This window comes from Bradyrhizobium vignae (assembly GCF_004114425.1).
Classification (GTDB): domain Bacteria; phylum Pseudomonadota; class Alphaproteobacteria; order Rhizobiales; family Xanthobacteraceae; genus Bradyrhizobium; species Bradyrhizobium vignae.
The window spans coordinates 109,375-128,945 of sequence record NZ_RDQF01000015.1 but is presented as its reverse complement, the minus strand read 5'-3'; the positions used below and the strand labels follow the sequence as shown (position 1 = coordinate 128,945).

Sequence of the window (19,571 nt, the reverse complement as noted above, 5' to 3'; positions counted from 1 at the left end):
GCAAGTAGTCAGTCTGAAAAAAGGAACTAACTTGAGCTGTCAGGGATACTTTCACGTAAACTTGGCATTCGGTTGCCACTTCTATTTTAGAACTATAGCCTCCGGCACATTGCACACCGCACGCCCATAGTGCGGCTCACCGGAGGAGGCGATCTTGTCCAAGCGAAACGCCACTGCGGCCGTCATCGGGGCCGGCGATTTCATCGGCTCCGAGATCGCCAAGAAGTTTGCCGCCGAAGGGTTCTCGATCTTCGCCGGCCGCCGCAACGGCGACAAGCTCGCGCCGCTAGTGAAAGACATCGAGGCCGCAGGTGGCGAGATCCACGCGCGCTCGCTCGATGCACGGAAGGAGGACGAAGTCATCGCCTTCCTCAATGACGCCGACAAGCACGCGCCGCTGGAGGTCTGCATTTTCAATGTCGGTGCCAACGTCAATTTCCCGATCCTCGACACCACCGAGCGCGTGTTCCGGAAAGTGTGGGAGATGGCCTGCTATTCCGGTTTCCTTGCAGGACGAGAGGCGGCGCGGCTGATGCTGCCGCGCGGCGGCGGCAATATCTTCTTTACTGGTGCCACGGCCTCCTTACGCGGCGGCAGCGGCTTTGCCGCCTTTGCCAGCGCCAAGTTCGGCCTGCGCGCGGTGGCACAGGCGATGGCGCGCGAGCTCGGGCCGAAGAATATCCACGTCGCTCATCTCATCATCGATTCCGGGGTCGATACGGAATGGGTGCGTCAGCGCCGGCTCGAAGCGCTCGGGCCGAATGCGCTTGATAATCCCGATCTGCTGATGCCGCCGTCGTCGGTCGCCAATGCCTATTGGCAGCTTTATCAGCAGCCGAAGAGTGCCTGGACCTTCGAGATGGAGATCCGCCCGTTCGGAGAGAAATGGTGACCGCGGCGCAAAAGTCCGGCTAGACTGATCTCAACATCAAGCAAATTTCCGGGAGGTAGCTAAGTGAAGACCGCGATCACCGAACTATACGGCATCGAGCACCCCATCATTCAGGGCGGCATGCATTTCGTCGGCTTTGCCGAGCTGGCTGCTGCCGTCTCCAATGCCGGCGGGCTCGGCATCATCACCGGTCTCACGCAGAAGACGCCGGAATTGCTCGCGAAGGAGATCGCGCGCTGCCGCGACATGACCGACAAGCCGTTTGGTGTGAACCTCACCTTCCTGCCGACCTTCTCGGCGCCGCCCTATCCCGAATACATTGCCGCCATCGTCGAAGGTGGCATCAAGGCGGTGGAGACAGCAGGCCGCAGCCCGGAAGCCTACATGCCGGCGCTGAAGGCCGCCGGCATCAAGGTCATTCACAAATGCACGTCGGTGCGCCACTCGTTGAAGGCGGAGCGCATCGGCTGCGACGCCGTCAGCGTGGACGGTTTTGAATGTGGCGGACATCCGGGCGAGGACGACATTCCCAACATGATCCTGCTGCCGCGCGCGGCCGAGGAGTTGAAGATCCCCTTCGTCGCCTCCGGCGGCATGGCCGATGGACGCAGCCTGGTCGCGGCGCTGTCGCTGGGTGCGGCGGGCATGAACATGGGCACGCGCTTCATCGCCACCAAGGAGGCGCCGGTGCACCAGAACGTCAAGAACGCGCTGGTCGCTGCCACCGAGCTCGACACCCGCCTGATCATGCGGGCGCTGCGCAATACCGAGCGCGTTCTCAAGAACGCCAATGTCGACCGCCTGCTCGAGATCGAGCGCGAGAAGGGCGACAAGCTCACGATCGGCGATATCCACGAGCAGGTCGCGGGCGTGTATCCCAGGATCATGCTGGACGGCCAGATGGATGCCGGTGCCTGGAGCTGCGGCATGGTCGCGGGCCTGATCCACGACATCCCATCCTGCAAGGAGCTCGTTGATCGCATCATGGGCGAGGCGGAAACCATCATCCGCAGCCGCCTGATGGGGTTCCTGGACGGAACGGAAGCGACGCGAAAGGTCGCCTGACACGTCAAACTTCTTAACCACGGCCGCATTTGGCCGCTGGAATTGCCCGCGACGCCTCCTAAATAAGGGGTAAATTACCCCTTTAATGAATCAATTTCAGGAGGCGTCCGTGGTCCTGAAAAGCGTTCCCTTCGCAATTGCCTTTGCCCTCGGGGTCGCAGGGAGCGGTATCGCGCGCGCTGACGACTACAAGCCCGACGAATATTTCGGCCTCGATCTCTCCAAGTCCGTGCTGTCGCCGAAGCGTCTTGGGCCGGAGACGCACTTCGCACCCGTCGCGCTCGAAGCGCGCGGCGGCAACGAGGCGCAGGCGCGCGCCGAGCCCATCGACGTGCCGAAGAAGGTCGCCGCTGAACGGGTCCGTGTGGCCGCGCCGGAGGTCGCGCACGCGAAGAGCAACCAGCCGCGTGGCGCAGCACGCACCAGGCTGTCGCATCGCCGTGGCAATCCGCTCGATGCACAGGCGATGGACACGCGCATTCAGACCTGGCCCTGTCGCTCCGGTGGCATCTGCAACTGGAAGCGCTAGCTCACAGGCGTCACCCCCGTGTCTTAAAACCGTAGGCGCGGCGTCAAGAAACCGTAAGCTGGGAGTCAAGGAGCGCAGGCACCTTCCGTCGCGATTCGACGAAGGTCTCCTGAATGGCAACGCTCCGCGGCTCGCGCGCATGGACCCGGCGGCAGTTCCTGGTCCGCTCCGTCTCCAGCCTCACCATCGCCTCCCTTGCGAAGCCCCACCTGAGCCGCGCCGCCGATCGCCCGCAGATCGCAGGCGGCATCCAGTCCGGCGACATCTCCGACGGCTCCGCCGTGATTTGGGCGCGCGCCGACCGGCCTGCTCGGATGCAGGTGGAATGCTCGACCGTCGAAAGTTTCAAAACGATCATCGCGTCAGCGTCGGGCGATGCACTGCCCGACGCCGATCTCACCTCAAAACTACTGCTGAACGATCTGCCTCTCGGGCAGGACATCTTCTACCGTGTCCGCTTCGACGACATTGCCACCGGTCTTGCCGGCGAAAGCCGCGTCGGTCATTTCCGTACCGCGCCGGCAGCTGGCCAGTCGATCTCGTTCCTGTGGTCCGGCGACACGGCGGGGCAGGGCTGGGGCATCGACGTCTCCCGCGGGGGCTATCGCAGCTATCGGACCATGCTCGATAACCGTCCAGATTTCTTCATTCACTCCGGCGATCACATCTACGCAGATTGCGCGATTCCCGCCGAACAAAAGCTGCCGAACGGCGAGACATGGCGCAACATCGTCACCGAGGAGAAATCCGAGGTCGCGCACACGCTGGCGCAGTTCCGCGGCAACTACAGATACAACCATCTCGACGAGCACTTCCGCGCCTTTCACGCGGAGGTGCCGATGTTCGCGCAATGGGACGATCACGAGGTGACCAATGACTGGTCACCGATCGGTAGTTATGACGAGGCCGGCTATGAGAATGACGGCACGCCCCGCCTGGTCGCGCGTGCGCGTCGCGCCTTTTTCGACTTCATGCCGATCCGCGACATCGGCGCGCGAAAAGGACGCGTCTATCGCAAGATCGCCTACGGCCCGCTGCTGGATGTCTTCATGATCGACATGCGCAGCTACCGCGATGAGAGCTGGAACAAGAGCGATGATCACCGCGGCTGGATCCTCGGCGCCGAGCAGCTCGCCTGGCTGAAGCGCGAGCTCGCTGCCTCGCGCGCGACCTGGAAAGTGATCGCGGCCGATCTGCCGATCGGCCTGATCAGCCTGGATGCCATTGCGCTCGGCGATGGGCCGCCCGACCGGCGCGAGCACGAGATCGCCGATCTGCTCTCCTCCATCAAGCGCGCCGGTATCCGCAACATCGTCTGGCTCACTGCCGACATGCACTACACCGCCGCGCACTACTACGATCCGAACAAGGCGCAATTTCAGGATTTCGACCCATTCTGGGAATTCGTCTCCGGCCCGCTGCATGCCGGCACCTGGGGGCCTGGCGAACTCGACGACACCTTTGGCCCGGTCGCGATGTACCAGCGTGGCTGTAACCCCGCGCAGGGCGACAATCTGGCCCCGTGCTTCGGCCTGCAGTTCTTCGGCCGTGTCGGCATCGATGGTGCGACCGGTGTGATGAGGGTGACCCTAAAGGACGTCGACAACCGCGACCTCTGGTCGGTCGACATCGTGCCGCAGCCGCAGGTGCCTCGGTCCGTAGTGGCGCAGCATTCGTAGGCTGTTAACCCGATCTTGATTGGCCGCCGCGCTCCTCCCGCGCTAGGGTGAGGCTTCCCGCCACTTCTCTTCCATCACCGAAAAGTCTGCTCACGCGGCGTCGCCGCGCGCATCCGGTGGGCTGAAATACCAGGAGCCTGTTTCATGGATCATCTGAAAACACAGGGCATCAGCATGCCCAAGCTCGGCCTCGGCACCTTCCGCATGCAGGGCGATGCCTGCCGCGCCGCGGTCGAGAGCGCGCTTGCGCTCGGCTATCGCCACATCGATACGGCCGAGATGTATGCCAATGAGGAGCCGATCGGCTCTGCCATCGCATCGTCCCGCGTGCCGCGCGGCGAGCTGCACGTCACCACAAAAGTCTGGCATGAGAACCTCGCCCCGGACGCGATCCGCCGCGCTTTCGACGCCAGCCTGCAAAAGCTCCGGCTCGATCATGTCGATCTCTATCTCGTGCATTGGCCGTCGGGGGCTGCGAACTGGGGCGCGGTGTTCGAGACCCTGATGAAGCTGAAGGAGGAGGGACGCACGCGGGCCATCGGCGTTGCCAATTTCACCACTGCGCTGCTCAAGGTCGCGGTCGAGGAGATCAAGGCACCGATCGCCTGCAATCAGGTCGAATATCACGCCATGCTCGATCAATCGAAGCTGCTGGCCTATCTCCGGGCCAAGTCGATCCCGCTGGTTGCCTATTGTCCGCTGGCGCAAGGACGTTTCGCGACCGATCCGGTGCTGGCCGAAATCGGCGCCAGGCACGACGCGACCGCCGCGCAGGTCGCGTTGAAATGGCTGCTCGACCAGGACGGCGTTGCCGCGATCCCGAAGGCCTCGCGCCGCGAGAGCCAGCAGGCCAATCTCGATGCGTTGAAGATCACGCTCGACGATGCCGATCGCAAGAAGATCGCTGGGCTGGCGAAGGACAAGCGCTGCGTCAATCCCGGCTTCGCGCCGGCATGGGATTAGGCCGGCGTTCTCCCTTCCCCTTGTGGGAAAGGGAATGACAGCTAATCGCAGCGCTGCTGCGCCGGCGTTGGTGCGCCGGTGGTGACGTACTTGCCGTCCCTGATCGTGTACTCGCCGCGCTCGCTGCGATTGTAGATCGCGCGCAGGCTGCCGTCCTTCTGCAACAGGAGTCCGAATTCACGCGTCTGGTGCAACGATGGGAAGTACACCATCACATTGAGCAGGCCCTCGGCGTTCACTGTGGCGGACACCACTTCGTTTTCGTCCCTGGCCTCGCCGAAATCGCGGCGGTACATCACCCGGCCGTCTTTCCGGATTTCGTAAGTCAGGAACGCGCCCCTGTCGCGGTCGGGCTGGGCCGCGCAGTCGACCGCCCACGAGCCGAACAGGCCCCATTGCTCCACGGTCGCAGCCAGCGTCTCGGCGCCGGCCAGGGAGGTGAACGCGACCCACAGCACCGCAGCCGCGATCCAGCAGCCAAAACGACGCATCATGTCCTGAAAGACCCCGCCTCGAAGAATTCCAAAGTGTAGCATCACGCTCGCGGCCGTTCCAACGTCAGCCGCCGATCGCTCGCGAATTTGATCCGCATCAATGAAGCTGGGCGTTTCGAGGGTAAGATTGCATTTCCCGAAGGCGAACGTGGATAGACCAATGCTGAATCAAGTGATGGATTTTGCGGGCGAAGTGCTGCCGGGGAGCTGCGCCGTACCGCCTTATTCCGAGGCCGCGTTTCTGACCGAGCTGGGCGATCGTTTACGGTCCTCGCGCATGCGCTGCGACCTGTCGCGCCGGGAGCTTGCCCGCCGCTCCGGGATTTCCGAGCGCTACATCGCCCAGATCGAGGCCGGTAAGGGCAACGTCTCCATCGTCTTGTTGCTGCGGCTGGCCTCCGCGATCCACGGCAGCCAGCCCCAGGCGGCCTGATATCAGGCTCGCGTCTCCACATTGGCGCTCCGGGCGGGCACGCCGAATTCCTTGCGGCAGACTTCGGCCAGCACCGCGACGCCTTCGCGGATCTGCTGATGCGTGAGGCTGGCAAAGCACAGCCGCAGCCGCGAGCTGGAATGTTCCTTGCTGGTCGACCATTCCGGCCCCGGATTGATCGAGACGCCGGCGGCGAGCGCGGCCTGATAGAGTCTCAGCGTATCGACCTGATCGGGTAGCTTCACCCAGAGGAAGATGCCGCCCTTCGGCTCATCGAATTCGGCAGCCGTCCCGAACTGTTCGTCGAGCGCTTCCATCAGCGTGTCGAGCTTGGTGCGCAGCGCCTTGGTCAGGGCCGGGACATGGCTTGCGAAATGCGGCTTGCAATAGGTCGCGAGCACCATCTGCTCCAGTGCACCGGAGCCCGCATCTGTCTTCAGCGCCAGCATCCGCGACATCACCTCCCAGGGCGCCACGACGAAGCCGACGCGCAGGGCCGGCGCGATCGACTTGGAGAACGAGCCGATATGGATCACGCCGCCATTCGGGCTCATCGCGTAGATGGCGGGCGGCCGCTGCCCCGACCAGACGAGGTCGGCATAACAATCGTCCTCGAAGATGGGCACCCCGTATTCGGTCGCGAGCCGCACCAGTTCGGCGCGCCGGCTCTCGGGCATGATGCTGCCGGTCGGGTTCTGCACCGTCGGAATGGTGTAGATGTATTTTGGGCGGATGCCGCGGCTCCTTAGGTCGGCCAGCGTCGTCGCCAGCACGTCCATGCGCATGCCGTCCTTGTCGAGGGGAATGCCGACCACTTTGACACCGAGCCGCGCCAGGCGGGTCAGTGAGCCCTGATAGCTCTCCTGCTCGAAAATCACGGTATCGCCGCGCGCCAGCAGCGTCGCGTTGACGAGATCGAGTGCCTGGAGCGAGCCGGATACGATCAGGAGATCGTCGACGGTACAGCTGATGCCGGCATCGCGCCCGAGCTTCGTCACCAGGAATTCGCGCAAGGGCAGGTAGCCCTGCGGGCCATGCGCCAGCCCGTAAGTGGCGAGCGAGCGGCCCTCGCGTCGCAGCACCGTGTTGGTCGCCTCGATCAGCTCGTCGAGCGGCACCTGCTCGGAATCGTTGTTGCCGCCGACGAAGTTGTATTTGGCAAGGCCCGTCCAGCGCGCAGAAGGGGCCGGCAGCCCTGCGGGAAACAGGGGCGCGAAATCGAAGCTGGACGTCATGGGAGCATTCCTCGTTTTGTTGTTGTTGAGCGTCGGGCTTTGCACCGGCCGCCTTACTTCTTGCCGGCCGTCCTGGTCGGGCGGCCTCACTTCTTTGTGGCCGTCCTGGTCGGACGGCCTTGGCTGATGAAAGCGTAATGCGCGTTGGCGATGCCGCCAACCATCAGCGCTTCGACCACCGGCTCGGCGATCTCGCCCGTGGCGGCCCAGTCGACGAGAAAATTGGCTCCGGTCCCGCCGCGCACGTCGTCGGTCGGAATGAAGATCGAGACGGTGGCGAGCGGCCTCAACGCCACCGGCGTCTTCAGATAGCTCTCGACCTGCTTGCCTGCGGTGTCGAAATAGGCGATGCGTTTGATGACCAGCGGCTGGGTCTCGGAGGCGTTGTGCACGCTCAATGTCACCGAGAAGTCGACGCGCAGCTTGCCCTGGCTCATCGCGACGCTGGAATAGGCGGGCACGTAGAATCCGCCGGAGACGGCGAGGTCCTCCTTCGGCAGCGGGATGAGCGAATCGGCAAAGTTTTGTTCGATATTGACCTTGGATTGCGCGGCGGCGGGCACGGCAAAGGCGAGGGGAGCTAGCAGCATGGCTGCGACGATCCCATTCCGCATGTGACGAATTGCTCGCTTGTCGCGCCGCAACCCGTCTCTAGGGTGCGGCAAAACGGACCAATTTGGCATGCACGAGCTCATTCGCGACATCACTCTCTGTATCCTGTTTGCCTGGATGCTGGGTCTGCTCGCCCATTTCTCCCGACAACCCTTGATCCTGGCCTACCTTATCGCCGGCTTTTGCATAGGTCCATTCGGCGCCGGCTGGGTCAAGTCGCAGGAATCGATCAGCGTCATCTCCGAGCTTGGCCTGATCTTCATGCTGTTCATGATTGGGCTCGAGATCGACCTGAAGAAGATCGTGCGGGCGGGCAAGGTGATCCTGTTCGCGGCGGGCGGGCAGCTCCTCGGCGGCTGTTTGCTCGGGGTTCTGTTCTTCGTCGGCATCGGCCTGTCGCTCGGCGGCGGGCATTTCGATGCGGTCTATCTCTGCGTCGCCTGCGCGCTCTCGAGCACCGTCATCATCGTCAAGGTGCTCTACGAAAAGCGCGAGCTCGATACGCTGCCGGGTCGGATCACCCTCGGCATCCTGGTGCTCCAGGACATCTTCGCCATCCTGTTCCTGGCGGTGCAGCCGAGCCTGGCCAATCTGCAGGTCAGCGTCATCCTGCTCTCGATCGGCCGCGTCGCGGTGCTGGTCGCGGCCGCGCTGCTGGTCAGCCGCTATGTGCTGCCGCGCCTGTTCCATCAGATTGCCCGGCGGCCCGAGCTGATCCTGCTCGGTGCGCTCGCGTGGTGCTTCCTCGTCGCCGAGACCGCCGAGCGGCTCTCGCTGTCCCGCGAGATGGGCGCGCTGATCGCCGGCGTCTCGCTCTCGACCTTCCCTTACGCGCTCGACGTCACCGCCAAGGTCACCACACTGCGCGACTTCTTCATCACGCTGTTCTTCGTCGCGCTCGGCATGACCATTCCCGTGCCCGGCCTCTCGGTGATCGGCCTTGCCTTGATGATCGCGGCGTTCACGGTGGCGAGCCGCCTCGTCACGACGTTCACGCCGCTCTACCTGATGAAGCAGGGCCTGCGCGCCAGCCTGTTGCCCGCGCTCAACCTCGCGCAGATCTCGGAATTCTCGCTGGTGGTGATCCAGACCGGCGTCACCGACCATCACATCGCAGCCGAGACGGCGAATGCCGCCTCCTTCGCCTTCGTGGTGCTGGCGGTGCTCTCGACCTTCGTGATGACCCGCAGCGACGAGATCACCCGTTGGGCGATCGGGCCCTTGAAGCGGGTCGGCCTGCGCGATCTCGATCATGGCAACGGCCATGCCGAGGAGGGACACGGGGGCGGCCACGGCGAGGCTCGCCGCATCGTCATCCTCGGCTTTTTCCGTGCGGCGAGCGCGCTTCTAGCCGAGATAGAACGGCAGACGCCGGTGCTGCTCGAGCAGATCACCGTCGTCGATTTCAACCCCAATGTGTACCAGACCCTGCTCTCGCGCGGTTTGCACGTGATCTATGGCGACATCAGCAATGTCGATACGCTGATTCACGCCGGCATTGGCAAGTCCGAGATGATCATCCTCAGCGTGCCGGATTCGCTGCTGAAGGGCGCTACCAACGAGAAGCTGGTCCGCCACGTCCGCGCGCTCAATCCGACCGCCCTGATCGTGGCTACGGCCGACCTGTTGGCCGACGTCGGTGCTCTCTACGAGGCCGGCGCCAGCTACGTCACGGTGAGCCGGCTCAGCGATGCACATGAGCTGTTTACCGTGATCGAAGCCGCCCAGGCCGGTTTGCTCGAGGACAAGCGCGCCGAACTCGACCAGCGGCTCGGCGAGCGCCGCGAGGTGCTGCCCTGACGGCGTCCGGCCGGCTTCCTTGCGGGCAATCTGCGCCTATATCGCTGGTATGCCCGGTGCAAGCCTGAAACCCATCGGCAGGCCTGCCGTCTGGCATATGTGGTTGCGCTGGGGAGACTAGCGCCCCGACCCAAGTCCGGCTAAGCCTCCCGGCCATAACCGATAGAGATTGGGAAATGCCCGATAGCGTTCAGGAAGTCTTGCAGGCCTTTGCCCGGGGTGAGCTCGTGGTCGTCACCGACGACGAGGACCGTGAGGGCGAGGGCGATCTGATCGTTGCCGCCTCGCTCTGCACCGCCGAGAAGATGGCGTTCATCATCCGCCACACCTCCGGCATCGTCTGCGCGCCCGTGACCACCGAGGACGCGCGCCGCCTGCGGCTCGATCCGATGGTCGCCCACAACGATTCCGCGCACACCACCGCGTTCACGGTCTCGATCGACTACAAGCCCGATGGCGGCACCGGCATCTCCGCCGAGGAGCGAGCTTCGTGCTGCCGCGCGCTCGCCAATCCCAATGTCGGCGCCCACGATTTCGCCCGGCCGGGCCACATCTTCCCCCTGATCGCCAAGGACGGCGGCGTGCTCTTGCGCTCCGGTCACACCGAAGCGGCCGTCGATCTCTGCAAGCTCTCCGGCCTGCCGCCGGTCGGCGTCATCAGCGAGTTGATGAACGACGACGGAAGCGTGATGAAGGGTGAGCAGGTGGCCCGCTTCGCCGCCGAGCACAGGCTCAAGCACGTCACCATCGCGGACATGATCGCCTACCGCCAGGCGCGCGAGAAACTGATCGAGCGGGTTTCGACCTTCGTCACCGAGAGCCCGATCGGTCCCTTGCAGGGCTATGCCTACCGCTCGCCGTTCGATTCCATCGCCCACGTTGCCTTCGTCTATAATGGTGTCGGCGACGGCAAGAACGTGCTGACGCGCTTCCACAAGCCGAACATCGTCAAGGACACCTTCACCGGCCACAAGCGCATGGCGGTCGTGCTCGAGCATTTCAAGAAAGCAGGCCGTGGCGTGCTGGTTTACTTGCGCGACGGCGCGGCCGGCGTCCCCGTGGCCCCGCTGCCGGACGAGTCGTCGACCGAGGCCGACCGCAACCGGCAGTGGCGCGAGGTCGGCGTCGGCGCGCAGATCCTGCGCGATCTCGGCGTCACCTCGATCCGGCATCTCACCTCCTCGGTGCATGACTACAAGGGTCTGTCGGGCTTCGGCATCGAGATCGTCGCCAACGAGCAGCTCGAAAGCTGACCACCGCTACGAGGTGCGCGCCGCTGCGCCGCCCCGGAACGATCGAAACCAGGATGCAATTGAACTTGTTGCCGCGGCGCTTTAATTTGTCGGGCAATTATCGACGGAACCAGACGCGAAAGGACGTTTCATGAGCGTGCGCCCTCAGGCCAAGGACAAGCCGGCTGCGGCTTCTTTCCAATGGGACGATCCGTTCCTGCTCGACGAGCAGCTCACCGAAGACGAGCGCATGGTGCGCGACACTGCGCGCGCCTACGCCCAGGACAAGCTGCTGCCGCGCGTCTCCAAGGCCTATCTCGAAGAGAAGACGGACCGCGAGATCTTCAACGAGATGGGCGAGCTCGGCCTGATCGGCATCACGCTGCCGGAAGAGTATGGCTGTGCCAATGCGAGCTACGTCGCCTATGGCCTCGTCGCGCGCGAGATCGAGCGGGTCGATTCCGGCTATCGCTCGATGAATTCGGTGCAGTCCTCGCTGGTGATGTACCCGATTTACGCCTATGGCGACGAGAACCAGCGCAAGAAGTACCTGCCGAAGCTCGCCAGCGGCGAGTGGGTCGGCTGCTTCGGCCTGACGGAGCCCGACGCCGGCTCCGACCCGGCCGGCATGAAGACCCGTGCCGAGAAGGTCTCGGACGGCTATCGCCTCACCGGCAGCAAGATGTGGATCTCGAACGCGCCGATCGCCGACGTGTTCGTGGTCTGGGCCAAGTCGGCCGCGCACGACAACCAGATCCGCGGCTTCGTGCTGGAGAAGGGCATGAAGGGCCTCTCCGCGCCGAAGATCGGCGGCAAGCTCTCGCTTCGCGCCTCCATCACCGGTGAGGTCGTGATGGACGGCGTCGTGGTTCCGGAAGACGCCCTGCTGCCCAACGTCTCCGGCCTCAAGGGTCCGTTCGGCTGCCTCAACCGCGCCCGTTACGGCATCTCCTGGGGTGCGCTCGGGGCCGCCGAGGACTGCATGCATCGCGCCCGCCAGTACACGCTCGACCGCAAGCAGTTCGGCAAGCCTCTCGCCGCGACCCAGCTGGTGCAGAAGAAGCTCGCGGACATGGAAACCGAGATCGCGCTGGGCTTGCAAGCCTCGTTGCGCGTCGGCCGCCTGATGGACGAGGGCAAGTTCGCGCCCGAGATGATCTCGATCGTCAAGCGCAACAATTGCGGCAAGGCCCTCGATATCGCCCGCACCGCCCGCGACATGCACGGCGGCAACGGCATCTCGATCGAGTATCACGTAATGCGCCACGTCCATAATCTGGAGACGGTCAACACCTACGAGGGCACCCACGACGTCCACGCCCTGATCCTCGGTCGCGCGATCACGGGCATTCAGGCGTTTTTCTGAGCGTCTGAGGGGCGAGGCGAGGAAACTCTTCTCCGTCACGGCCGGGCAAAAGCGCAAAGCGCGTCTTCGCGCTACTTGTCCCGGCCATCCACGTCTCAGGCCGCGAGAAGAACGTGGATGCCGGCACGAGGCCGGGCATGACGAAGTCAGTAAGGTACGAGCAGCCATGTCCGACAATGACGACATCCCGTTCAACCGCAACTTTCCGCTGAAGCCGGGAATCGTCGAGGAGGTCCGCCCCGGCGTGCGGCGCGTGCTCTGCAACAATCCGAGCCCGTTCACCTTCACCGGCACCGTCAGCTACATCGTGGGCCGCGGCAATGTCGCCATCATCGATCCCGGCCCGGATGACGAGGCGCATGCGGCAGCGCTGCTCGATGCCGTGCACGGCGAGACGGTGACGCACATTTTCGTCACCCACACCCATCGTGACCATTCGCCGAACACCGCGCGGATCAAGCAGGCGACGGGTGCGCCGGTTTACGCCGAAGGCCCGCATCGCGCCTCCCGCCCGCGTTTCGAGAGCGAGAAGCACAATCCGGAGTCCGGCGCCGACCGCGATTTTGCGCCGGATGTCAACCTCGCACACGGCGACGTCGTGGAAGGCGGCGGTTGGCGGCTCGAGGCCGTGGCGACGCCCGGCCACACGGCCAATCATCTGGCATTCGCCTGGCCCGAACGAAAGTTCAACTTCGTCGGCGATCACGTGATGGGCTGGTCGACCTCGATCGTGGCGCCGCCCGACGGCTCGATGACCGACTACATGGACTCGCTGGACCGGCTCGCGGCACGTGAGGAGGATCTCTATTTCTCAGGCCACGGCCCCGAGATCCCCGAGGGGCCGCGCTTTGCGCGGTTCCTGATCCGTCACCGCAAGGCGCGTGAGGCCTCGATCCTGCACCGCCTTGCCAAGGGCGAGACCGACATCCCGACGATGGTCCGCGCGATCTATATCGGTATCGATCCGAGGCTGACGACGGCCGCCGGCTATTCCGTGCTGGCGCATCTGGAAGACCTCGTCGCCCGCGGCGTGGTGGCAACCGATGGCGACCCCGTAATTGGCGGGACCTACAGGATGGCGAGCTAATCCCTCGTCATTCCGGGGCGATGCGAGGCATCGAGCCCGGAATCCATTCATCCACCAAATCTGCAGCTCGATGGGTTCCGGGCTCGCGCTATCGCGCGCCCCGGAATGAGACTATTTCTTCACCGTCTTCGCCGGCGCCTTGGGCGGCGCGACCGGCGTCTTCTTCACCGGCTTGAGCGCGTCGGCATCGGCGGCGGTGTTGAGATCGTCGATGAATTTTTTGACGCGCGCGGCGTTGCTGCCGAGATCACTGTCGAAGTTGCGCGAAGCAGAACGGATATCGACGCGGGAATCATCGCCGTCCGGCACGACCCTTATCGAAACGTCCTCGCGAAAACCCATGATCGGCGTGCGCGCGACCGCTTCAATGCGGCCGATGCGGCGCGGTGGCTGCGGTGCGCGCTCATCGATCACGATCCATTTGCGCTTGTGCACGAGCTGGAGCGCGATTGCATAGGCACGGTCGGCCGAAATCTCCAGCTCGACGGGCTCGATGTCGGGATAGAAGTGGCGCTGCTGCTCCGCCGAATAGAGGCCGGCGTAAACCGCGGTGTTGGTGCCCTCGCCGGTGCGCAGGCGCGCCAGCGCGTCGAAGCGCGGCGGATCGATCGGGTCGGTGGTGATGTCGTAGATCGGCGGCAGCTTGCGATATTGAAAGGCCAGATAGGCGGGGTAGGCGAGGATCGCCCCGTCGATCAGGAAGGCAAGCAGGATGCGCGCCATGCCACGCGAGCCGTTCTGCCAGATCGCAGCAAAGCCGGCGAGCCCGAACAAGATCGAGAGGCCGGCGATCGCGAGCCCGCCGAAGAAAGTCACAAGCGCCGGCTTCGGCTCCAGGAAATCGAAGCGCACGATGATGATCGACACCACCACCGCCGCGACCGCGAACACGGCCAGATTGCGCGCCCAGCTCGCGAGGCTGGACACGGGCTCCGACTGGTAGGGAGCGGAAAACCTGCGGACCATCGGGTGAGCTCTGCCGGATGTTGAGGGCGGCGCCGGCCGATCTGGCGCGACGATGCGCCGTTGAGACCACGGCCCGGAGGCAAATTCAAGGGAGGCCGGACTCTGGACCGTCATTCCGGGGCGATGCCAACGGTATCGAACCCCGGTGCGCCCTTGCGCACCTGGGAATCTCGAGATTCCGGGTCTGGTCCTTCGGACCATCCGGAATGACAGTGCGTGCCCTCGTGCGCTACGCCGCCGCGTTCGGGAAGCGATAATCCTTGAATTGGTCGCGCAGTGCCGTCTTCAGGATCTTGCCCGTCGCGGTATGCGGGATGCCGTCGACGAAGACGACATCGTCGGGCATCCACCATTTGGCGATCTTGCCATCCATGTATTTGAGGATGTCCTCGCGGCTGGCCTGCTGGCCCTGCTTGAGTTGTACGATCAGCAGCGGCCTCTCATCCCATTTGGGGTGGAACACGCCGATCACGGCGGCTTCCGCGACGGCCGGATGACCGACCGCGAGGTTTTCGAGGTCGATCGAGGATATCCACTCGCCGCCGGACTTGATCACGTCCTTGGAGCGGTCGGTGATCCGCATGTAGCCGTCCTCGTCGATGGTCGAGACATCGCCGGTGTCGAAGAAGCCTTCCTCGTCGAGGATGTTGGTGTCGACGTGGTAATAGGCCTTGGCGACGGCGGGCCCGGAGACCTTGAGGCGGCCGAAGGTCTTGCCGTCCCAGGGCAGTTCCTTGCCGGCGTCGTCGGTGATCTTCATCTGCACGCCGAAGGGCGCATAGCCCTGCATCTGGAGCACGTCGAGTTTGGCATCGCCCGTTGCATTCTGGAACGGCGGCTTCAGCGCCGCGACGCTGCCGATCGGGCTCATTTCGGTCATGCCCCAGGCGTGACGCACGTTCGAGCCCATGTCGAGGAAGGCCTTGATCATCGAGCGCGGCATCGCTGAGCCGCCGCAGATCACCATCTTCAGATCCGGCAGCTTGAGATTGTTGGCGGCCATGTGCTGCAGCAGCATCAGCCAAACCGTGGGCACGCCGGCGGTGTGCGTCACCTTCTCGGTCGAGAGCAGCTCATAGACCGAGGCGCCGTCGAGCTTGGCGCCGGGCATCACCAGCTTGGTGCCCTGCGAGGGCGCGGAGAAGGCAATGCCCCAGCTGTTGGCGTGGAACAGCGGAACCACCGGCAGCATCGTCTCGGCGGCGCTGGTGCCGAGCGCGTCGACATTGTTGGCCATCAGCGCGTGCAGCACGTTGGAGCGATGCGAGTACAGCACGCCCTTCGGGTCGCCCGTGGTGCCCGACGTGTAGCACATCGCGGCCGCCGTGTTCTCGTCAAAGTCCTTCCATTTGAATTTGCCGTCGGCCTGCGCAATCCAGTCCTCGTAGGCGACCGCATTCTTCAGCGTGGTCTCGGGCATATGCGCCTTATCGGTGAGCACGATGTAGCGCTCCACGCTTGCCAGCTTGTCGGCGATCTTCTCCAGGATCGGAACGAAAGTGATGTCGGTCATCACGATGCGGTCCTGTGCATGGTTGATGATCCAGGCGATCTGCTCGGGGAAAAGCCGGGGATTGACGGTATGGCAGATGGCGCCGATCCCCATGATGCCGTACCACGCCTCGAGATGGCGCCAGGTGTTCCAGGCGATCGTTGCGACGCGGTCGCCGAGCTTGATGCCGTCGCGCTCCAGCATCTGGGAAACCTTGAGCGCGCGCTTGTGGATCTCGGCGTAGTTGGTGCGATGGATCGGTCCCTCGACCGAGCGTGTGACCACCTCCTGCTTGCCATGAATCCTGGCGGCGTGTTCGATGATCCGGTGGCAGAGCAGGGGCCAATCTTGCATCAAACCAAGCATTCCGACGTTCCTCCGAGAAGTCGCTGGGCGCTTTGTCGCTCTCAGCGTTGGGCCAAAGAATTGTCATGACTTTTAGCCTGCCGGACTTTCGCCGCAAATGGTCTTGTCGCGGCTATATGTCCGCTGGCGCGGCAATGGTTACCGCTGCGCTCGGGCTGTTGCTCGTGCCTGCCGAGAGGGCAGAAGCGCGGAAATATCCTGTGCCACTCGATGTCTTCGGCCTTGGCACACCACGGCCGCGCGCGGCCGTTCATGCCGCCAGGATTCCGCTGCCAAAACCGCGCCCCGCGGAGGCTCCCAAGGCGCTGGAAGGGGCACTGGAAGGGGCACCGGACGAGGCCCCACCGGAAGCGGAGGGAAAGCCGTCCGACCAGCCGAGCGCCGATAAGCCTGCCGAGGCAGCCTCGCCACGCAAGAAACAAGCCTCAGCCTGCCGCCTCGCGCTGACCGAGGAGATTGCGATCGCGCCCTCAATTCCGGATATCCGCGGCCCCGGCGGCTGCGGCGGCGAGGATCTGGTGCGGCTGGAAGCCATCGTGCTGCCGGACAAGCGCAAGGTGACGGTCAAGCCGGCGGCGATCCTGCGCTGCACCATGGCATCCGCAATCGCCGACTGGGTGCGCAAGGACATGGTGCCGCTGGCCGCGAGCCTCGGCTCGCCCATCAGCGACCTCGACAATTTCGATTCCTTCGAATGTCGCGGCCGCAACCGCGTCGCTGGCGCGATGCTGTCCGAGCACGGCAAGGCCAATGCCATCGACATCCGCGCCATCAAGCTCGCCAATGGGCAGTCGATCGGCCTCACCGACCGCGCCATATCGCGCGAGGTGCGTGAGCGCGTGCTGCACTCGGTGTGCGCGCGCTTCTCCACCGTACTCGGCCCGGGCTCGGACTGGTACCACGAGGACCACATCCATCTCGACCTGGCGCAGCGCCGCAACGACTACCGGATCTGTCAGTGGAACGTGTGGGACCCGCTGCCACAGGTTGCTCCGCTCTTGCCGGCGGAGCGCCCTGAGGAGGCGCCGCCGCGCGAGGTGGCGGCGAAGCCCGAGGCAAAGGAAGGTGCTGATGATGAGGCGGCGGAGAGATCCTCTCCGCCCGAGGACAAGCCAGCGCCCAAGCAGAAGGCTCAATCGTCCAAATCGGCAACAAACAAGCCGGCAGCAAACAAGCCGGCAACAAAAAAGCGCCGGTGAAACCGGCGCTTCTGGATGTCTAAAGCGCGATGAGATTTGGATGAATCGTCATCGCGCTTTAGCTTGTTGTTTACGCATGATCTTTCCGGAAAACCGCTTCGCACTTTTCCGGATCATGCTTTAGGGCTCGGAGGCGATCAGTAGCTGCCCGCTTGGCCGGTTTGGCTGGTGCCGAGCGCCAGCCGCGAGTTGTACGGCGAGTCGCCATGCTTGGGCTCGAGCACCACGACGATGGTGCCGACCTTGACCCGGTTATAGAGGTCGATTGCGTCCTCATTGGTCAGGCGGATGCAGCCTGACGAGATCGAGGCGCCGATGTATTCCGGCTGGTTGGTGCCGTGGATGCGGAACAGCGTGTCCTTGCCGCCCGAATAGAGATACATCGCGCGGGACCCCATCGGATTGTCCGGACCCGGGGCGACATAGGTCGGCACGCCCAAGCGTGCAATCTCACCGGGCGTCGGATGCCAGGCCGGCCATTCGGTCATGCTGCCAACCTTGGCGATGCCTGACCAAGCCATGGCCTCTTCGCCGACCGTGATGCCGTAACGGATCGCTTTGCCGCCCTCCAGCACGTAATAGAGGTAGTGATTGTCGGAATCGACCACGATCGAGCCCGGGGCTTCCTTGCGGTGGTATTCTACGATGGCGCGGCGGAACGGCTCTGCGACGGGGGTGTTTTCGTACCGGACCTTGGCCAGGAGTTCCTTGTCCTTTGGCTTAAAGGCCTTGGTGTCGGTCGCTTCATAGTGCGTGGCCTGCATGCAGCCCGACAGCATCAGGCCAGCGGCCAAAATCCCCAACTTAACTTTCAGCGACGACATGGTTTGGTTCCAATCAAAACAATACCGTGCGGAAGGCCTGAGCTTAGCGCCCAAGTTCCTCGACTCCGTTAATCTCATTATCGTCGAAATCTGCCACAATTCCAGCGCTGAAGCCTTTTTCCCGCGCTGCAAGACCTCAGCTGTGGCTTTTCTGCCGCAAATTTGGGGGTGTTGTGAAGGTTTTTTGGCCAGACGCGCCAGGCTGTCGATTCCGTGCCACAGTTGAGCCCCGGGGTCGCCACAAATGCAAACGCTCCGTTAATGTTGTTGTCATCGTGAACCTGTCAGAATCGCGCTAAGGGCTGTCATTCTGTCGCAGGTTCTCTGGAGCTTTTGATGTTTGCGGTGTTTGTTCCCTCCGAGTCCGCCCTCAAGAAGGCTGTCATCGAGGATCTTGCGGCGGTGCCGGAGAACGCCGTCTGGATCGACCTCGTCAATCCGAGCGCGGCCGAGGACAAGGCGGTGGAGCGGCTCGCGGGCATCGCCATCCCGACCCGGGAAGACATGCAGGAGATCGAGATCTCCAGCCGCCTCTATATGGAGAACGGCGCGCGCTACATGACAGCGACCCTGATGTGCCACTCCGATACCGACATGCCCCGGACCACGGCGGTGACCTTCATCCTCGGCGACCACCGCCTGGTGACGGTGCGCTACGACCTGCCGAAGCCGTTCGCCCTGGTCGAGGCCAAGCTGGCTCGCTCCTGCACGCCTTCCATCACCGGCGAGATGGTGCTGATGGAACTGCTCGACGCCGTGATCGACCGCTGCGCCGACATTCTGGAGCGTTGCGGCACCGAGATCGATCAGGTCTCGCACGACATCTTCGAGCCCGAGAGCGAGCGCCATGGGCAGGCAAAGCGATATTCCCAGATCTTGATCTCGATCGGCCGCAAGGGCGACTTGACCTCGAAGGTTCGCGAGAGTCTGGTGTCGATCGGCCGCGTCGTGACGTTCCTGTCCGCGGTCGTCGAGGGCGTGAAATGGTCGAAGGACATGCGCGAGCAGCTCAAGACCATGCAGCGCGACGTCGCCTCGCTGACCGACCACGCCTCCTATCTGTCCAACAAGATCACCTTCGTGCTCGATGCCATGCTCGGCGTCGTCAATCTCGAGCAGAACAACATCATCAAGCTGTTTTCGGTCATGGCAGTTGTCCTGATGCCGCCGACGCTGATCGCCTCGATCTACGGCATGAATTTCAAGGTGATGCCGGAACTCGAATGGGTGCACGGCTATCCGATGGCGCTGGTGATGATGCTGCTCGCCGCCATCGTTCCGTACTGGATCTTCAAGTGGAAGAAGTGGCTGTAGGTTGCCGGGCTCGAGCAAAGATA

18 protein-coding genes are annotated in these 19,571 nt (G+C 63.7%); 12 read left to right on the top strand and 6 right to left on the bottom strand.

Annotated elements, in window-relative coordinates; translation table 11 throughout:
- Positions 1 to 154: 154 nt before the first annotated feature.
- The 5 genes from EAV90_RS15595 (at position 155) to EAV90_RS15575 (ending at position 5,128) form a co-directional block, all read left to right on the top strand.
- Positions 155 to 892, top strand: coding sequence for an SDR family oxidoreductase (locus tag EAV90_RS15595; protein ID WP_122404714.1), 738 nt, complete (start codon positions 155 to 157; stop codon positions 890 to 892).
- Between the two features lie 63 nt (positions 893 to 955).
- Positions 956 to 1,957, top strand: a complete 1,002-nt coding sequence (locus EAV90_RS15590) for an NAD(P)H-dependent flavin oxidoreductase (protein WP_129143898.1) — start codon at positions 956 to 958, stop codon at positions 1,955 to 1,957.
- A 109-nt stretch (positions 1,958 to 2,066) separates the two neighbouring features.
- Complete coding sequence (locus EAV90_RS15585; RefSeq protein WP_129143897.1) at positions 2,067 to 2,486, top strand: hypothetical protein; 420 nt, start codon at positions 2,067 to 2,069, stop codon at positions 2,484 to 2,486.
- 113 nt (positions 2,487 to 2,599) lie between these two features.
- Positions 2,600 to 4,165 carry an alkaline phosphatase D family protein gene (locus EAV90_RS15580; protein WP_129143896.1) on the top strand — a complete coding sequence of 522 codons (1,566 nt, stop codon included), beginning with the start codon at positions 2,600 to 2,602 and terminating at the stop codon, positions 4,163 to 4,165.
- 144 nt (positions 4,166 to 4,309) lie between these two features.
- A complete protein-coding gene (locus EAV90_RS15575; protein ID WP_129143895.1) occupies positions 4,310 to 5,128 on the top strand; it encodes an aldo/keto reductase in 819 nt (272 codons plus the stop codon).
- A 41-nt stretch (positions 5,129 to 5,169) separates the two neighbouring features.
- On the opposite strand, the gene EAV90_RS15570 is transcribed toward EAV90_RS15575, so the two are convergent.
- Positions 5,170 to 5,622 (bottom strand): hypothetical protein, encoded by a 453-nt coding sequence (locus tag EAV90_RS15570; RefSeq protein WP_164936953.1) that lies wholly within the window; start codon positions 5,620 to 5,622, stop codon positions 5,170 to 5,172.
- Between the two features lie 160 nt (positions 5,623 to 5,782).
- Between EAV90_RS15570 and EAV90_RS15565 the strand changes: the two genes are divergently transcribed.
- Positions 5,783 to 6,055: a helix-turn-helix domain-containing protein gene (locus EAV90_RS15565; protein WP_164936952.1), complete on the top strand. Its 273-nt coding sequence runs from the start codon at positions 5,783 to 5,785 to the stop codon at positions 6,053 to 6,055.
- Between the two features lie 2 nt (positions 6,056 to 6,057).
- Here EAV90_RS15565 and EAV90_RS15560 read toward each other — a convergent pair whose 3' ends face one another.
- A complete protein-coding gene (locus tag EAV90_RS15560; protein ID WP_129143893.1) occupies positions 6,058 to 7,290 on the bottom strand; it encodes an aminotransferase-like domain-containing protein in 1,233 nt (410 codons plus the stop codon).
- 86 nt (positions 7,291 to 7,376) lie between these two features.
- On the bottom strand, positions 7,377 to 7,904 hold the full coding sequence (locus tag EAV90_RS15555; protein WP_164936951.1) for a DUF3124 domain-containing protein: 528 nt from the start codon (positions 7,902 to 7,904) through the stop codon (positions 7,377 to 7,379).
- Positions 7,905 to 7,971: 67 nt separating this feature from the next.
- Here EAV90_RS15555 and EAV90_RS15550 point away from each other — a divergent pair, with 67 nt between their 5' ends.
- The 4 genes from EAV90_RS15550 to EAV90_RS15535 all read left to right on the top strand — a co-directional run bounded on the left by EAV90_RS15550 (position 7,972) and on the right by EAV90_RS15535 (position 13,387).
- Positions 7,972 to 9,702, top strand: coding sequence for a cation:proton antiporter (locus EAV90_RS15550; protein WP_129143891.1), 1,731 nt, complete (start codon positions 7,972 to 7,974; stop codon positions 9,700 to 9,702).
- A gap of 176 nt (positions 9,703 to 9,878) precedes the next feature.
- Positions 9,879 to 10,955: a 3,4-dihydroxy-2-butanone-4-phosphate synthase gene (gene ribB / locus EAV90_RS15545; RefSeq protein ID WP_129143890.1), complete on the top strand. Its 1,077-nt coding sequence runs from the start codon at positions 9,879 to 9,881 to the stop codon at positions 10,953 to 10,955.
- Positions 10,956 to 11,085: 130 nt separating this feature from the next.
- Positions 11,086 to 12,300, top strand: coding sequence for an acyl-CoA dehydrogenase (locus tag EAV90_RS15540; RefSeq protein ID WP_024340297.1), 1,215 nt, complete (start codon positions 11,086 to 11,088; stop codon positions 12,298 to 12,300).
- 166 nt (positions 12,301 to 12,466) lie between these two features.
- Complete coding sequence (locus EAV90_RS15535) at positions 12,467 to 13,387, top strand: MBL fold metallo-hydrolase (protein ID WP_122404704.1); 921 nt, start codon at positions 12,467 to 12,469, stop codon at positions 13,385 to 13,387.
- Positions 13,388 to 13,498: 111 nt separating this feature from the next.
- On the opposite strand, the gene EAV90_RS15530 is transcribed toward EAV90_RS15535, so the two are convergent.
- Entirely contained in the window at positions 13,499 to 14,353 is an 855-nt protein-coding gene (locus EAV90_RS15530; protein ID WP_122404703.1) for a DUF1499 domain-containing protein, read from the bottom strand.
- Between the two features lie 229 nt (positions 14,354 to 14,582).
- Entirely contained in the window at positions 14,583 to 16,211 is a 1,629-nt protein-coding gene (locus EAV90_RS15525) for a fatty-acid--CoA ligase (RefSeq protein WP_122404702.1), read from the bottom strand.
- 65 nt (positions 16,212 to 16,276) lie between these two features.
- Here EAV90_RS15525 and EAV90_RS15520 point away from each other — a divergent pair, with 65 nt between their 5' ends.
- Positions 16,277 to 17,410 carry an extensin family protein gene (locus tag EAV90_RS15520; protein ID WP_129143889.1) on the top strand — a complete coding sequence of 378 codons (1,134 nt, stop codon included), beginning with the start codon at positions 16,277 to 16,279 and terminating at the stop codon, positions 17,408 to 17,410.
- A gap of 137 nt (positions 17,411 to 17,547) precedes the next feature.
- Here the strand turns inward: EAV90_RS15520 and EAV90_RS15515 are convergent, their stop codons facing one another.
- Positions 17,548 to 18,234 (bottom strand): L,D-transpeptidase, encoded by a 687-nt coding sequence (locus EAV90_RS15515; protein ID WP_122404700.1) that lies wholly within the window; start codon positions 18,232 to 18,234, stop codon positions 17,548 to 17,550.
- A 336-nt stretch (positions 18,235 to 18,570) separates the two neighbouring features.
- On the opposite strand from EAV90_RS15515, the gene EAV90_RS15510 reads away from it, so the two are divergent.
- Positions 18,571 to 19,548, top strand: coding sequence for a magnesium transporter CorA family protein (locus tag EAV90_RS15510; RefSeq protein WP_122404699.1), 978 nt, complete (start codon positions 18,571 to 18,573; stop codon positions 19,546 to 19,548).
- The last annotated feature ends 23 nt before the right edge of the window (positions 19,549 to 19,571 follow it).

What these genes read in the sequence shown, in the direction of transcription:
- EAV90_RS15580 (WP_129143896.1), top strand. Translation starts at nt 2,600, where the DNA reads ATGGCAACGCTCCGCGGCTCGCGCGCATGGACCCGGCGGCAGTTCCTG.
- EAV90_RS15575 (WP_129143895.1), top strand. Translation starts at nt 4,310, where the DNA reads ATGGATCATCTGAAAACACAGGGCATCAGCATGCCCAAGCTCGGCCTC.
- EAV90_RS15570 (WP_164936953.1), bottom strand. Translation starts at nt 5,622, where the DNA reads ATGATGCGTCGTTTTGGCTGCTGGATCGCGGCTGCGGTGCTGTGGGTC.
- EAV90_RS15565 (WP_164936952.1), top strand. Translation starts at nt 5,783, where the DNA reads ATGCTGAATCAAGTGATGGATTTTGCGGGCGAAGTGCTGCCGGGGAGC.
- EAV90_RS15560 (WP_129143893.1), bottom strand. Translation starts at nt 7,290, where the DNA reads ATGACGTCCAGCTTCGATTTCGCGCCCCTGTTTCCCGCAGGGCTGCCG.
- EAV90_RS15555 (WP_164936951.1), bottom strand. Translation starts at nt 7,904, where the DNA reads ATGCGGAATGGGATCGTCGCAGCCATGCTGCTAGCTCCCCTCGCCTTT.
- EAV90_RS15550 (WP_129143891.1), top strand. Translation starts at nt 7,972, where the DNA reads ATGCACGAGCTCATTCGCGACATCACTCTCTGTATCCTGTTTGCCTGG.
- ribB (WP_129143890.1), top strand. Translation starts at nt 9,879, where the DNA reads ATGCCCGATAGCGTTCAGGAAGTCTTGCAGGCCTTTGCCCGGGGTGAG.
- EAV90_RS15540 (WP_024340297.1), top strand. Translation starts at nt 11,086, where the DNA reads ATGAGCGTGCGCCCTCAGGCCAAGGACAAGCCGGCTGCGGCTTCTTTC.
- EAV90_RS15535 (WP_122404704.1), top strand. Translation starts at nt 12,467, where the DNA reads ATGTCCGACAATGACGACATCCCGTTCAACCGCAACTTTCCGCTGAAG.
- EAV90_RS15530 (WP_122404703.1), bottom strand. Translation starts at nt 14,353, where the DNA reads ATGGTCCGCAGGTTTTCCGCTCCCTACCAGTCGGAGCCCGTGTCCAGC.
- EAV90_RS15525 (WP_122404702.1), bottom strand. Translation starts at nt 16,211, where the DNA reads ATGCTTGGTTTGATGCAAGATTGGCCCCTGCTCTGCCACCGGATCATC.
- EAV90_RS15520 (WP_129143889.1), top strand. Translation starts at nt 16,277, where the DNA reads ATGACTTTTAGCCTGCCGGACTTTCGCCGCAAATGGTCTTGTCGCGGC.
- EAV90_RS15515 (WP_122404700.1), bottom strand. Translation starts at nt 18,234, where the DNA reads ATGTCGTCGCTGAAAGTTAAGTTGGGGATTTTGGCCGCTGGCCTGATG.
- EAV90_RS15510 (WP_122404699.1), top strand. Translation starts at nt 18,571, where the DNA reads ATGTTTGCGGTGTTTGTTCCCTCCGAGTCCGCCCTCAAGAAGGCTGTC.